Below are 14,891 nucleotides of genomic sequence, written 5' to 3'. Positions count from 1 at the left end.
TCCTCCTTATAACATGGCTAAGAGAGCTTTCATCATATCGTTCACTGTGTTCATGGCTTTCGTATTGGCCACATAATAACTTTGGTATTGCATGATATTTGTCATTTCCTCGTCAATATTAACTCCTTCAAGAGATGATTTTGATTCAGAAAGGGAATTTAAAGCTTGCGTGTCTGCCGTGGAAGTTGCACTACTTTTACTCGCATCTGTTGCAACTTCTGTAATGATTCCATCCATGAAGCTTGGAAAAGTTGTTCCTTGAATATTTTTATCCGTTTTTAAAGATGCAATATCTGCCGCGATAACACCTAAGAATGGCTTGTTTTCAGCATTGCTAGTGATTGCGGGATTCAGGATCCATTTACCAGAGCTTTGGGTGAAAATTGGAATCGAAAAATCGTTCACATCAGTTACATATGTACTTGTACCAAGTGTGTCAATCGCGTGGTCAACTCCGCCAATGGTTAGCGTATCACCAGAACGCGTCACACCAGGGAATTTTTCTAATTGACGTAAAAGTTCTTCGCGGTTGCTGAGTAATTTTTCGTCATTCGGATTAGCTTGAAGGGCATCATTGATTTTTTGCAAGTCGTCCATTGTTTTGTTGACGTTTTTGACTTGAATATCATCTAATGCTTTTGCTAGGCCATTTGAAAAAGTTTCGATTTTTTCTTGGTAGGATTTAATTTCATTTTGGTTAACGCGTACAGAAGCGATGATGGAACCTTCTGGCATATTGAGTTTTTGACCGTCCACGGAGAATTCGAAGCCTGTCGCTGTCCGTGTCGAGGTAATTTCAGTTGTTTCATCACCTTGTACGACAAGACGTCCGCCAATTGTCACATCGTATACATCTGGGTTATTTGGGTGGGCGCTAACAGAAATACCAGCATAGCCCGACATCGTACTAAGTAGTTGATCGCGCTGATTCAGTAAATCGTTCGGTGGATTGGAGCCTGCATTTCCGATTGCTTTATTGATACTGCCTAGTTTTTTAATTAATGAATTTAAGTCTTGAATCGCGGCATCTGTATCTGCTGCAATGGTTGTTTCTAATTCTTTTAAGCCAGAATGAAGTTGATTTAACTGGTCCGTAAAAATCGACATACTGGATAAAAGTGCCGTTGTATTCGTTGCTTGATCGGGATTTTTTGCTAACGCAGCCCAAGCGGTGAAAAAGTTATCTAAATTATCACTTGGCGTATTTTTCCCGGGAGTACCAAATAAATTAAGCGCTTGACCGAGCGCCCCACTTTGATATAACGAAGCGGATTGTTTGGCGATTTGATTATTATATTGTGTCGTAAGAGCTGCGTTTGTCAGTCGTTTAATATCTGTTACTTTGACCCCGTAGCCTGTTTGTTTCCCGCCGAGAAGACCTCCGTCACCGTAAACTGCCGTCTGATCCACAGCTTGTCTAATATAACCCGGCGTATTCATATTACTAATATTTTGCTGAGCGACCATATTAGCGATTTGCGCCGCTGACATGCCCGATAATGACGTATTAAAATCACTTAAACGCACAAAAAATCCCTCCGTTTACTTAAAAAGTTTCGTTAATCATCATATTATTTTCTGCTTGAGTTTCCGCGTGATGCCCCGTAATAACATCTACCATATGTTCCGAAAAAGCTAATTGCATTTCTGTTCTAATTTGATTTTCAGAAACAGTTACTCGTAAAAGGCTTTCTTTTTCAAGCAGCATTTTTTTACGTTCATCAATAAATGCATTTTCAGCAGGTGTCCATGTTTTTTGCAAGCTTCTAAGTGTATTATCTTCGCCAATAATTGTTTTTAAAACGTGATATTCGTTTTGTAAACCGGCAAGTTCGCGCTGAAGCCCTAGTTGGCGCTCTTCTGCTTCAATCCAATTTTCTTCTTGTAGTAATTTACCTAATACATTCGCTTCATCGGCCGCTTTTACATTTTTTTCGATTAAGATTTCTAATTGATTAATTAATTCGTTTTGCATTCCCATCACCTACAATACGACATCGAGAATCATGCCAGTAATCTCACCAATTCGATTTAGCATATCTAAATGTCCAGTTTTTGTATCAATTAAATTCATTACATCATCTAGTTCATTGGTTTGTTTTTCTACTTGTTTTAAAATCGTCATTTTTTGCGAAAACCCGTATTTTGGATGTCGGCTTTCGATATTGTCATAATCCATCACATTATTAACATAAAAATTCAAAAAGCTTTGGACTGCTTTTTTGTAGCTCAAAACGTTATCTACAGTCATATCCATTTCAACAAGTGATTTTTTATCTGTCACTTCGGTAATTAGTTCATTGATTTCAGTCAGGGAAGGAGTTTGTTTTTTGCCATTTGCCTTCATTTGCTCAAAATAGAGCTGTTGTGTTTGATTTAATTCTTGCATTCCCCTAACTAAGTTCGTCTGTTTGGACTGCGAAATCTGGCTAATTGAAACATTATTCATCCTTTTTCCCCCGAAAAACTCATTTTCGCTTTCTAAACCTTATTTTTCTATTTAATTATACTGAAACAACCTGAAAAAGTATATATTTTTTGAAAAAATATCTTTTTTAAAATAAAATAATTAATAATAAAATAATAAATATAGCAACTATCATGAAAAATATTGGTTGTTTGGAGACGCTTCGAAAATCTTTTACTAATAAATCTAAAAACGACATTTCTTGTTGTGCGAGTAGCATCATCTTTGTCATATCACTAGCGAATTCTGCGTCTACACTTCCTAAAATTCGCTCAGAATCTGTAAAGCCCGCTTCGATTTCCATTTTTTGAAAAAGCTGCGCGAGTCTTGAAAGCTGACCTTGCATTCGGTCGAGAATAACAGCAATCCCGCCTTGAGTCATTTGTCCATCAGCTAATCTTTGTAGTTCTTGGAAAAGCTCCGTTAATGGTTTTGTCGCTTGTTGGTGAAAAATTTTAATATTGCCATTTGGAAATGCGCCAATTTGTGGTAAAAGTTGGTTCATTAGTTTTAAGTATTCGCTACCTAGTTTCCAGATGTTGATGTTTTCAGCTTGTAATTCATATGGTAGTAAGTGGCGGGAATGGAACATATTGCCAAACTCACGTAATACTTTAATCATCCAGTTTGTTTCTTGCTTAGCGTCAACTACTGGTTCAAGTCTTGTCGCATGTTCCAGATGACCTTGAAACTCTCGCATCATTTGGATACCAGTTTCCATATTTCCAGAGGCGATTTGCATCATACGGAGAAAATCATATTTTCCAGTTGTTTCAAATGTTAAAGTTGGTAACATTTTTAGCAAAAAGGAAATTTCGTTCATAATTTTTTGATTGGCTAAAAACAACTTTTGGTTGGCTGGATTTTCAGAAAAATATGCTTCAAAATTATGTTGTTTCATTAAGATGGTGCTTAATTGGCTGCTGATTTCGCTTCTGACCGTTTGCCATTTTGCCGAGTCAGTTGGATTTTTTATACCTGCGCGCATGACGTAAAAAATTAAGTCATTCGCTTTTTTGGCGTTATTCATCATTAATTTCATATATAATTCTAGATTTGCGGTTGTGGTGCCGTTTAATTGCAAACTGCTTAGTTCTTTAAAGGAAAATGATACTGGTGGCGTTTTTGGTACCGCGACTTCTGTATTCATTTGTGCCTTTGCACTGCCTTCTTTTAATAATGGATTTTGTTTAATTAATTCCCGTTCTAGCTGATTACGATTTTCTGCGGATTCTTGAATGCCATCTATTTTCATTCCGTCCACCTCACTTCTGCTTTTATTTCATTGCTCTATTACCTGAAAAAATAATAACGCCTATAATCATGAGTGCCGGAATCCAAAACGGGATACTGCTTGACTTGTTTTTAGTTGAGGTTTCCTTCTTAGCCTGCTTCTTTGGAGGTTTTTCGCTGGATTCAGTAGATGGTTTAGGGGCAGGTTTTGCAAGTATTGGCTCTTTTTCATTTGGTATAACTGGTGGTGGTGCAATTATTTCTTTATCTGGTACAGGAATCACTGGCTTGATTTCTTGACTCAATTGTTTAGAATAAGCCCGGCCGTCCCAGTCGATCCAGTGTAATATGATTTTTCCGGTTGTTGAGATTTCCGCACTTTTGAAGCTATTATCCGTTCTAACGGTGCGGAATGTTTGCCCATTTACTTCGACGGATAATGCTGTGATTAAAGCAAAATCCGGATTAATTAGCCCAGTTAAAACCGTATTATTGATTAAGTTAATCTCCGCAAATGGCTCACTTGTGGAGCGAACGAGCATTGCTATGTTCATTCCTTGAAAATGGATAATTTCGCCGGATAATTCTTTTGTTAAAGTGAGAATTCCAATCCATTCGTTGGCGTTTTTTTGCCATTTTAGCGGAATGTTAATACCACTTTCCGTTTCAGCTTCTGGAAATTCAGTTGTATATTTATCGAGCGTTAATTTGATTTGATTGCCAACTTGGACGATTTTTTTCTCGTCGTTGGTGATGTCAACAGCGTTATAACTTAGATGTGGCTCATTCGGCTGATACATCTGAATCGTTTTTTCTAAGTCAATCGTGATTTCATTCTCCGCAAAATCAACTAATTTCAACTGAAAAGTGAGTTTTTCTCCTGGTTGAAATTTTTCTAACGGTACTTCGCCTTCAAATTTCCCAGTCCAGTTATTTTGTATTAATTCAGCTTCTGCGTCGTTCGAATCACTATGAATTATCAATATCGCTTGTTTTACACCTGTTTCTGCATCGGCTAAATCTGCTGCCACATGAAGGGCGCTTGTATGTAAAACATCTTCGTCATGCGCGAAGGTAATATCTGTTAAACTAGGTGCCGTTTCATCTTTTTCAACTTCCTTCAGCTGTTGCACTTGGAATAAATCATCTATAGTAACAATCGCTTCAGGGTTGTCGTTTGCGTAAAATTCTGCGCGGTAGCTTCCCTCTAAATCAAAGTCCGTCACCGTATATGTTTCGCCATCTAGGAGTCTTTTTTGACCTTGTTCATTCACTAAAACGATTTTCATCTTTTCCGCATTTTCGATATGAAATGAAATCACTTCACCTGACGTAAAAATCTGCTGTTCCTTTTCAAGTGAAATCATCGGAAGTTCCGGTTCTGCCGCGAATACTTGAACAGAAATAAACATCCAAAATAAAATTGTCATCAGTCCAAGTTTTCGCACATTTTTCACCTTACTAACTCAGTCATTTGTATACCAAAATGATCATCCACGCGAACTAAAATTCCTTTGCCAATCGTTACGCCATTTAGCGCTAAGACAAGTGGTTCATTCATGCTTTCTTTCAGGATAATCACATCTTTTTCACACCATGAGATAAATTTTTCTAGTTTTACTTTAGCTGTACCGAACACCACTTCAAGCGTTACAGGAATATCTTCCAAAATTTGTTCCATTTCGGATAGTGTTTCTTTTTCTTCCATAACTACTGGTTGCGCTGGCTCTTTCGTTTCATGCTCCTTTATTTCTACTGGTGTTGCTTCTTTTTCCGCGACTTCTTTTGCTTGAATCCCGAGCATTAATTGTGCCATTTCTTTTGCTGCTGCCGGATTAAAAATTTGATACATTGGCGTTTTTAATAAGCCTTCTACTTCAAGTGGGAAGATAACTTCAACGGTTTTTCCTTCTGCAATATTTTTTTGAATCATCGTATCACCAAAATTGCAGAATTCCATCGTTGGCGGGCTAATATCAATCTTTGTTCCGAGCATTTCTGACATCGCTGTCGCTGAGAAGCCCATCATTTGGTTCATTAATTCTTGCACTGCACTGACTTCAAGTTCTGTTAATTCCGCATCTTCTTGAACGATTCCGTCCCCCATCATCATCAAGTCTGCCATGATTAACGCGGCATTTTTGCTAATGATAAAGGTGTTACTTGAACGCAGTCCTTCGACAAATTCCACACTGGTTACTAAGCAAGGTCGTTCATTAAACTCGAATTCTTTACTATCAATCACGCGAGCTGTTGGGATTTGTAGCGAAACTTTGCGATTAAGTAATTTCGATAGAACAGTTGAAGCAGAGCCAATGCCGATATTACAAACTTCTAAAAAGACATCTAATTCTTCGGCAGTTAAGCTAATTTCTTCTTTTACAGGCTCTGGCTCAGGGATTGCGTCGCCAAGCAATCTTTTCGCAAGTTCACGACCTTTATCAACGGGAATAAGTTGCATTAAATTCGATGTGATTAAGTCGCCGATAATTAAGTCAAAGCCGACTTTTATCATTGTTTGGTCGTTTGTGTCTTCTAATTGTTCTTTTAACGCGATTACTTTAATGTCTGGTGTCGTAATATCAATCATTTCGCCAAACATATTGCTCATTGCTGTTGCGGAATGTCCCATCATTTGGTTCATCGCTTCTTGTACGGCGCTGAGATGAAGTTCTGAAAGCTCTTCGTTTGGATCGATATTCCCGTCGCCCATCATCATTAAGTCCGCGATAGCCGCAGCCACTTCTGATTGCAGAACAAATAAATTCCGCATTTCGATTCCTTTGTGAAAATTCACTTCTAACACGACATGTGGAATATCAATGTCTTTCGTATTATATAAATCAACAATCTCTACTTTTGGTGTAGAAATAGTGACTTGTTGGTGTAGTAAATCAGATAAGACCGTAGAAGCTGAGCCAAACGAAATATTGGCGATTTCTCCTATCACATCTAGTTCCATTTGCGTGATATTTTTCTCTAGTAATTGCTCCACTTCTACCTCTCCTGCTCTGTTCGCCCTGTATGACGCATAAATTTAACGGCTTTTTGGTTACCACTTTTTCCCATATAGCATTCAAATTTCCATTTTTCGGTGACGTAACCTTTAAGTGTGTCACGTATATGAGTTTCTGTCAGAAGCACGTCGCCAACTTCTAGCATATTAAGCTCTTTCCATGTTGTTTTAATTTCCCCCACCCGAATACGCGCTTCTTTCTCAACTTGATGCAATTCTTGCTCCACTTCCGCATCAAAGTTCCGTCTTTTATCAAACGTATACTCAACGACATTTTCCAGCTTATTCATAATCTCTTCCACCGAGAAAAATGGCACGCCAATCCGCATTGTACTAATCCAGAATTCTGATTTAATATCGACACTCACAAGCGCCATCATATCGTTTGGTGATGTGACACGTAGAAGCGCTGGATTGGTTTCGATATTAACGATTTCTGGTGAGATTGGATGCACTGATTTAAAACTGTCTTTGAGTGCTTCGCAGAATTTTTCTAAAATAGATTTCAACGTCAGCTCTTCAAAAACAGATAATGGTCTGCGCTCGCTTAATTTTCGTTTTGGATTTCCGCCAGATAAGCATTCATGGATATAAATGATATAGGCTAAATCGAGTTCGATAATAATTTGGCCGAGCTCCGGATTCCCAAGGTCAATAATGCAGAAAATGTAACTATCGTTCGGCATTGTTTCGATATAACCGCTCGCAAAGGAAACTTGATCTGCAAGGGTTGCTTCGGTATGAATTGGAATCCGGATACGCTGGGAAACAAACTCCATACTTTTTTTCGTAAATGCTGATGCAATCGTCTTTAAGCTTTCGAGGTGTTCAGCACCAAATTTCTCTGGTTTATGAAAGTCATAGGGATGAAAGCGCCCAAAGTCGCCAATTTCCGTACTTTCATCGACTACCTTACCTTCACTCATTTGGGAAAGCAGGGCGTCAATTTGTTCTTGACTTAATTTATCGCTCATTTTTTGTCACTCCCTAGCTCTCATGAAGAACTTCCCTCTCCTAATTTCGTTATTTTGACAAACATCTTGCCATCTTTTGTCAAAATCTCGCCGTAACCGATACATTTGCCTGAAATTGTAATTTTAACCACATTGGCTGTTGAATCTTCTAACCGAAAAACGGTCCCTTTTTTTACATCTAACAAACTACCGACTGGCTGTTTCGTGCGTCCTAACTCGAAGTCGATTCTGAGTGGAATAGTATGATTAATTTTCATTTAGCTAAACTCCCTACTGAATCAAGTTCACAATTTGTTTCATCACGTCATCTGCAACACGGATAACTTTTGTATTGCCTTGGAAACCACTTTGGTATGTCATTAAGTTAACGAATTCGCGGGATAAGTCTACGTTTGAGCCTTCTAATGAAGAGCCGCTAATTCCGCCAGCTCCGTTTTGGCCAGCAACGCCGTAAACTGCATCTCCAGAAGATAATCCTGGAACATATTCGCCATTCCCCATTTTGACTAAGCCGTCTTCATTGGAGAAAGTAGCAACCGCAAGTTGGGCAACTGGGATAACTGTACCGTCTGAGTAACTCACTGCAATATAACCAGAATCGGTAACTGCGTAGTCTTTTACAGTTGCAGCGCCTTTTCCGTCAGAAGTTGGTGAGAATACTTGGTTGGTACCGTAGTTTGTTAAGCCACTTAGGTTTAAGCCCATATTGACTTGTTTGCCGTTAACAGTGGAATTGATTTGAATGTTTTTAAGTGCATCAGGGTTTGTAAGTTCGCCTTGCGCGTTGTAATTAAGTGTTCCTGTTACTGGAGGAGTTAAGGCTTTTCCGTCCATTTGAATTTCATATTCATAGGAAACATTGCCACTCGCATCTGGTGTCGCAGCTTTCATATTGACTTGAAGTTTATGTTTTCCACCAGCATTATCGTATACAGAAAGCTCGGAAGAAATCGTATCTTTTTCGCCCCAATCAAGTGGAATGTTACCGCTTAAGCTACCATTTTTTGTTGCTTCGCCTGGAATTGCGCTATTTAATGGGATTTGAATTGGTTGCAAGTTTCCGTTTAAAACGTTGCCATTTTTATCTGTTGCATATCCCATAACGTATTTTCCTTGTTGCGTTGTTAAATAGTTATTGTCAGATACTGCAAAGCTACCGTCTCGTGTGTAAACGATATTCCCACCAGCGTTATCGCCAGCAATGAAAAAGCCGCGGCCTTGCAGTGCTGCATCTTTGTTTCTGCCAGTTGATGTCGGAGAACCTGCTGTATAATCGGTTAAAATTGCCCCAATTTTCGAACCGGAACCGAAGCTCATTGGGTTTGTTCCAGCATAAAGTCCGCCTGCAACAGATCCCATTGTGTTTTGGTAAAGTAAATCATTGAAAACGACGCTTTGTTTTTTATACCCTGTCGTGTTCGCATTGGCAATATTATTTGATGTCACTGATAATGCTTGTTGGAACGCATTCATCCCAGAAATAGCTGTATACATAGTTTGATTCATAATTCACACTCCCAAATTTTTAATTAATTTCTGTTACATAAGTCATTGGCACGAGGCTATCTTGGTCTTTTATTTTCAGCATGACGCCGTTTGTCGTTTGTTGAACGCTTTCGACTTGGCCGCTAATTACTTCGCCGTTTAGTGAAACTCCTTTTATATCTTTACCGATGAAATTAACCGCGGATTGTAAGGCGGAGTTTTGTGCTTGTTCAGATAGCTTATCTACGGCAGTGGTCATATTGGCAACTTGTTCCATTAAGGAAAGTTGCGCCATTTGTGACATCATTTCATTCGTATCAAGCGGGCTCGATGGGTCTTGGTATTGTAAACTTGTTAAAAATAGTTTCATGAAGTCATCTTTGCCAAGGGTTTTTGATACGCTAGATGTTACTGCATTGTTTGTATCCTGACTCGCCCCTGATAAACTACTAATTCCGTCCAAATTACGTCTCCTCCTCTAAATCAAATGCTTCTTGTTTAGCTCTTTCCTGATGTGGATTTTCGCGTTCTTTCTCTTTTTTAGATTCGCCTTGGTGTCGTCCATCTGACCCTTGACCATTTTCTTTTGGCGCTTGTTTTTCGGTCATTGTTACGGCAACTTCTACACCGCGATCTCGGAAGCGATTATGCAAATCTTGCGCCATCTGTTCGAGTTTTTGTTTCGCTGTTTGCTCCTGATATTCGATATGTACAAATATTTTATCGGGCATTTTTTTAAGTAAAACTTCGACTTTTCCGAGTGACTCTGGTTGAATCGCGAAAAAGGCTTTATTTTGCTTTACTTGAAATTTTTGCAACTGTTCGATTTGGTCGGTGATGGTTTTATCGAGTTGTTTCAGCGTTACTGGTACTTCGACTTTTGCAGCTGGTGTGAGTTGTTTTGCCGTATCGTGCCAAATATTACTTGATTCAGCTGGCTTTTTGACAGCGACTTCTTCTTTTGCTGTTACCGGTTCTTTAATGCTCGCTTTAAAAAGTTGCACGACTTCTTTTTCTTGAGGTAATTTGGCTAGGACTGGTTGGTTTTTGGCCACGTTTTCTGCTAGTTTAGGTGATTCTTTTGTGGGCATGATAAGTTCTGGTGGCGGTTGTTGTTCTCTGGTAGCATTTTTTGTGGGTTCATTCGGTGTATTTGTTACTGGAGTTTGCACGGCTTGCGGGGCGTTTTCTATTTTTGGTTGTTCAATTGCTTGTTTGGCGATTGCCGCAAGTGTGTCTTTAACTTCTTTCAGCTCAAGTGGCGCATCCGGTAGTTTGGTCTCCGGCTCACCTTCAAGTAATTTTGCTGAAACGAGTGGTGGTGCGATTTCCTTTAATGGAATGGTGGCTAGCTCTTCATTTCCCGCTTCTCCCTTTAAGAGCGGCGCAGGGCTATTTTCCATTAAAAGTGAAATAAAAGGTAATTCTACTAATTCTTCTGCTAACATTTCTTTTGGTTCGATTTCTTTTTTTCCGACAAGTGGTTGTAGCAAATTATCTGGGATTAGCATGAGTTTTCCTCCCTTTTACTTTAATAGCACCATTTTCAAATCGCGTAATAGTTGTTCTTCTTTTTTATTTTCAAGCTGTTGCCATTTTTTTCTTGTGTCATCGTACATTTTTTTCGCCTGTTTCCCTTTTTCCTCGAGTTTTTCTAAGATTTGTTCATTGCTTTTAATGTACTGGCTAATTTGGTGAATTTCTCGCTCCATTTGTTGAATGCGGCTCGGGGAAAAGGCATCAAGTTGCATGCTTCCGGCTAATACCGCCACTTGGAGTCTTTCTTTTTTCGTTCTGGAGTAATAGACTTCTTTTTCGTGTGCTAATTTTTCTGTAACTTTTTCCCGTTTGGATAGTAATAATTGCAATTCTTTTAAAATGGCCGTTTTCTCTTGGTCCACTTTCATCTTCACTGCGTTGTAAGCCTCTTGCTTCAAATCACTTGCCCTCTTTCTTTAGTCGATTTCTGAAATAACGATTCCGAAGTTCTCGTCCATCAAAATAGCTTCACCGATGCCGACTTTCTTTTCATCGAGGAAAATTTCGACTTTGTGGCCAGGTTTCTTTTCCACTTCGAGGACATCGCCAATACTTAACTCGGCAATGTCCCCTACTGGCATTTCTTTTTTTCCAAGGCGGACGATTAAGTTAACGCCAATATTGTCTACTTGGCGGATTGAGCCTTTTTCGCGTCCTTCTTGGCTCGGTTCTTTCGGTTCCCATTCAGGAAGTTCTACTTGAAATACTTGTTCCATCATGGTCCCTCCTTAAAATGTTTCTAAATTTAAAATTAATACGACACGGCCATCACCTAAAATCGTTGCCCCAGAAAAGGCAATTTGACTTTCGCTGAAAAAGCCGCCAAGTGTTTTTAAAACGATTTCCCGTTGACCGATAATATCTTTAATAATAAGTCCAAAAGTTCGCTTGGCATTTTTCACGACGAGTAATAGTAATTCATCCGTATCTGTTAAAGGTGTTTCATGGAAGCATTCGCCTAAATCGAGTACTTCAATAATTGTTTCGCGGTAGTTGATTAAGTCTTTGCCGTGAACGTGTTGAATGTCCGCGGGATTAATCGTGATAGCTTCTGCCACATTTGCCAGTGGTACAGCATAGCGACGTTCGGAGGTTGCAACGAGCATCGATTGGATGATTGATAATGTCAGCGGAATCTCAATTCGGAACGTCGAACCAGCATTTTCACTTGATTCTACGCTGATTTTTCCGCCGATTTTGAGAATCGTATTACGGACAACATCTAGTCCCACGCCTCGGCCAGAAAGATCGGATACTTGATCCGCGGTACTGAAACCGGAATCAAATAATAAATCAAAAATTTCCGAGTCCGTCATTTTCGTTGATTCTGCTCTTGTAACGACATTTTTCGCAATTGCTTTTTCTAACACTTTGCGTTTATTGATTCCCGCACCGTCATCAGCAATCTCAATAACGACATTGTTCCCACTATGGAAAGCTTTTAGATTAATTGTGGCGGTTTCATTTTTTCCATTTTTACGTCTTACTTCGACTGTTTCAGCTCCGTGGTCTACTGAATTACGAATTAAGTGAACAAGTGGGTCGCCAATTTCATCAATGACGATTTTGTCGACTTCTGTATCCGCGCCTTCAATCACTAAGTCGATTTTCTTACCTAATTCTTTGGCTAGTGTGCGCACCATTTTTGGAAAGCGATTGAACACACTGTCCACTGGCACCATACGCATATTTAGTAAGCCGTTTTGAATTTCTTTGGAGATGGAACTGAATCGTCCTAAGTGTTCCATCAATTCTTTGTTATTCGTTTTTTCTGCGATTTCATCAATTCTCGCCCGTTCAATGACGCTTTCTTCAAAAACGTTCATTAGCTTTTCGATTTTTTCAAGTTGTACACGAATGGTTTTATTTTCTAATCGTTTGGTTGTTTGTTTTGCGGCTTTTTTGATTGGTTCAATAATCTGAACTTCTTCCACTTCTTCTGTTACTGTCACTTTTTCGATTTCAGATATATCTAGAATAACCGCTTCGATTTCTTCTTTTGTTTGCGCCGACTCTAGGACTACTTCAAACGAATGCTCAAATTCTTCTAGCTCAATCGCTTCTCTATCTGGCGTTGTTTCTGAAATAATCCCCATTTCTGCAAGTCGCTCTAAACACATTACCGCCCGCACTGCTTTCAAAATAGCTGCTTCTTCAATTTGAATGGCAATACGGTACGTTTTCTCAACTGCTGTATCTGTTTCTTGTTCAGGATGTAAAAGCGCCTCTAAGTCAGCCACGGTTTTCGAAATATCCGCGGCACCTTGCCCGCCGTGCTGAATATCTGAAACCATTGTTTCCAAATGAGATGTACATGTAAAAATAATGTCTACCAAATGTTCTGTTACAGCCAATCGATTATTGCGTACCTCATCTAGTACATTTTCCATTGCATGCGTTAAATCAGCTACCTGTTGGAAGCCCATCGTTGCGGACATCCCTTTAAATGTATGTGCTGAACGGAAAATTTCACTTACTAACTGACCGTTCGTCGGGTCTTTCTCAAGCTGTAACAGATTATCATTTAGCGCCTGTAAATGTTCTGAAGCTTCTTCTATAAACAGGTCTAACATATTTGTAGTCATGCTATCCACCTCCATTTCTCTACTTAGCTGCTTTTTCTAACGCCTCTAAAACCCGGTCCGCTTGGAAAGGTTTTACGATAAAGTCTTTGGCACCTTTTTTAATGGCATCAACAACCATGCCTTGTTGGCCCATCGCTGAGCACATAATAACTTTTGCTGATGGATCTTTTGCCATAATTTGTGCAAGTGCTTCTAAGCCGTCCATTTCTGGCATTGTAATATCAAGTGTTACAATATCCGGTTTTACTTCATCGTACTTTTTCACTGCTTCCAGTCCATTTTCCGCTTCTGCAACTACTTCAAAATCGCTATCTTTCACGATATTCTTAATCATCGTACGCATGAACATTGCATCGTCGACAATCAACAACTTCAACATAAAATACAACTCCCATTCCTATACCTATAAATATTTTTTAAAAAAATCGCATAATATCATTTTATAATAAAAATAAGACAATTTCTACCTTTTTCTTAAAAAATATCCGTTTTTTATAATAAAATTATTCAAAAAATAGTTAACTAGCTTAACATTGGCTCTGGGCCATAATTTCAATCCGAAAATATTTTTATAAAACAAAAGAAAAGCCTCTCGTCCGGGGTGACGAGAGGCTAAGGGTAAACAATGTTCGATAAATGAATTTGATATGTTATTAGCTGTTAATTAATTGAGTTAACATTTGCGGTGTTTGATTTGCTTGAGAAAGCATGCTGATAGATGTTTGTGTAAGAATTTTGTATTTAGTCATTTCGGACATTTCAGCAGCCATATCTGCATCTTCAATAGAGGAAGCAGATGCTTTAGTTGCGATGGATTGGTTGTTCACGTTAGATACATTGTAGCTAAGGCGACTCATACCAGCACCTAGAAGCGCACGACCGTTAGAGATGTTATTGATTAATTCATCAATAGCTTCAGTTGCTTCTTGAGAAGAATCAGCATCAGCAACAGATAATGCACTATAACCAGCAACTGTAGAACCACTACCTAAAGTGATTGTTCCAGCAGAAAGACCTTTCGCATTGAAAAGATCGATATTGATTAAGTCATTAGCTTTATCAGACGCTTGGATGCTTACTTGAGTAGCAGCATTTGTAGCAGTTTGATCTAGTAATTTGATGTTGTTGTAGTTAGTAGTGTCTGCAACGTGATCAAGTTCTTTGATCAAGCTACCGAATTCAGCAGTATATTGTTTACGATCTTCGTCACTGAATGAACCGTTAGAAGATTGTACTGCTAATTGACGCATACGTTGCAAGATTGAACTCATGGAGCTAAGAGCTGAATCCGCTGTTTGTAACAAGTCAATACCCATGGATGAGTTTTTGCTTGCTGCATCTAAGCCTGTAGATTTAACGTTCATACGAGTAACAACTGCAAGACCAGCAGCGTCATCAAGAGAACTGTTAATACGTTTACCAGATGCTAAACGTTCTTGCGCTTGAGTCATGCCTTCGTTGTTTTTACGAAGATATTCTTGTGTTTTCAAGCTAATGATATTAGTATTTACTTTCATTTGTGTTTCCCTCCTACATTCGGTTTAGAAAAGACTTCTCTTCTCTATATGCTTTATTATATCTTCATTTTTTTA

16 protein-coding genes are annotated in these 14,891 nt (G+C 38.9%); all 16 read right to left on the bottom strand.

Going from position 1 to position 14,891, the window contains the following annotated elements; translation table 11 throughout:
* Positions 1 to 6: 6 nt before the first annotated feature.
* Entirely contained in the window at positions 7 to 1,527 is a 1,521-nt protein-coding gene (flgK, locus tag PQQ29_RS03925; RefSeq protein WP_010990565.1) for a flagellar hook-associated protein FlgK, read from the bottom strand.
* A 19-nt stretch (positions 1,528 to 1,546) separates the two neighbouring features.
* A complete protein-coding gene (locus tag PQQ29_RS03920; RefSeq protein ID WP_010990564.1) occupies positions 1,547 to 1,975 on the bottom strand; it encodes a hypothetical protein in 429 nt (142 codons plus the stop codon).
* 9 nt (positions 1,976 to 1,984) lie between these two features.
* A complete protein-coding gene (locus tag PQQ29_RS03915; protein WP_003765825.1) occupies positions 1,985 to 2,449 on the bottom strand; it encodes a YaaR family protein in 465 nt (154 codons plus the stop codon).
* A 106-nt stretch (positions 2,450 to 2,555) separates the two neighbouring features.
* Positions 2,556 to 3,722 (bottom strand): hypothetical protein, encoded by a 1,167-nt coding sequence (locus tag PQQ29_RS03910; RefSeq protein ID WP_010990563.1) that lies wholly within the window; start codon positions 3,720 to 3,722, stop codon positions 2,556 to 2,558.
* Positions 3,723 to 3,744: 22 nt separating this feature from the next.
* On the bottom strand, positions 3,745 to 5,130 hold the full coding sequence (locus PQQ29_RS03905; RefSeq protein ID WP_041918422.1) for a hypothetical protein: 1,386 nt from the start codon (positions 5,128 to 5,130) through the stop codon (positions 3,745 to 3,747).
* Positions 5,131 to 5,153: 23 nt separating this feature from the next.
* On the bottom strand, positions 5,154 to 6,695 hold the full coding sequence (locus PQQ29_RS03900; protein ID WP_003770895.1) for a flagellar motor switch protein: 1,542 nt from the start codon (positions 6,693 to 6,695) through the stop codon (positions 5,154 to 5,156).
* A 2-nt stretch (positions 6,696 to 6,697) separates the two neighbouring features.
* Positions 6,698 to 7,690: a flagellar motor switch protein FliM gene (gene fliM, locus PQQ29_RS03895; RefSeq protein WP_187984026.1), complete on the bottom strand. Its 993-nt coding sequence runs from the start codon at positions 7,688 to 7,690 to the stop codon at positions 6,698 to 6,700.
* Between the two features lie 20 nt (positions 7,691 to 7,710).
* Positions 7,711 to 7,947 carry a flagellar motor switch protein FliN gene (locus tag PQQ29_RS03890; RefSeq protein ID WP_003721819.1) on the bottom strand — a complete coding sequence of 79 codons (237 nt, stop codon included), beginning with the start codon at positions 7,945 to 7,947 and terminating at the stop codon, positions 7,711 to 7,713.
* Between the two features lie 13 nt (positions 7,948 to 7,960).
* The gene (flgE, locus tag PQQ29_RS03885; protein WP_003721818.1) at positions 7,961 to 9,196 is read right to left on the bottom strand and encodes a flagellar hook protein FlgE; all 1,236 of its coding nucleotides are present in this window, start codon (positions 9,194 to 9,196) and stop codon (positions 7,961 to 7,963) included.
* Positions 9,197 to 9,215: 19 nt separating this feature from the next.
* The gene (locus PQQ29_RS03880; RefSeq protein ID WP_003760952.1) at positions 9,216 to 9,638 is read right to left on the bottom strand and encodes a flagellar hook assembly protein FlgD; all 423 of its coding nucleotides are present in this window, start codon (positions 9,636 to 9,638) and stop codon (positions 9,216 to 9,218) included.
* Between the two features lies 1 nt (position 9,639).
* Positions 9,640 to 10,686: a flagellar hook-length control protein FliK gene (gene fliK, locus PQQ29_RS03875; RefSeq protein WP_003760951.1), complete on the bottom strand. Its 1,047-nt coding sequence runs from the start codon at positions 10,684 to 10,686 to the stop codon at positions 9,640 to 9,642.
* A gap of 15 nt (positions 10,687 to 10,701) precedes the next feature.
* Entirely contained in the window at positions 10,702 to 11,112 is a 411-nt protein-coding gene (locus PQQ29_RS03870; RefSeq protein WP_010990560.1) for a hypothetical protein, read from the bottom strand.
* 18 nt (positions 11,113 to 11,130) lie between these two features.
* Positions 11,131 to 11,430, bottom strand: coding sequence for a flagellar motor switch protein FliN (locus PQQ29_RS03865; protein WP_003724429.1), 300 nt, complete (start codon positions 11,428 to 11,430; stop codon positions 11,131 to 11,133).
* Positions 11,431 to 11,442: 12 nt separating this feature from the next.
* On the bottom strand, positions 11,443 to 13,299 hold the full coding sequence (locus tag PQQ29_RS03860) for a chemotaxis protein CheA (RefSeq protein WP_045553517.1): 1,857 nt from the start codon (positions 13,297 to 13,299) through the stop codon (positions 11,443 to 11,445).
* A gap of 19 nt (positions 13,300 to 13,318) precedes the next feature.
* Positions 13,319 to 13,678 (bottom strand): response regulator, encoded by a 360-nt coding sequence (locus tag PQQ29_RS03855; RefSeq protein ID WP_003721812.1) that lies wholly within the window; start codon positions 13,676 to 13,678, stop codon positions 13,319 to 13,321.
* A gap of 274 nt (positions 13,679 to 13,952) precedes the next feature.
* Positions 13,953 to 14,816 carry a FliC/FljB family flagellin gene (locus PQQ29_RS03850; RefSeq protein ID WP_003738355.1) on the bottom strand — a complete coding sequence of 288 codons (864 nt, stop codon included), beginning with the start codon at positions 14,814 to 14,816 and terminating at the stop codon, positions 13,953 to 13,955.
* Positions 14,817 to 14,891 lie beyond the last annotated feature (75 nt).

The sequence above is a fragment of the Listeria innocua genome, assembly GCF_028596125.1.
Lineage (GTDB): Bacteria > Bacillota > Bacilli > Lactobacillales > Listeriaceae > Listeria > Listeria innocua.
This window is presented reverse-complemented; position numbering and strand designations above follow the sequence as displayed.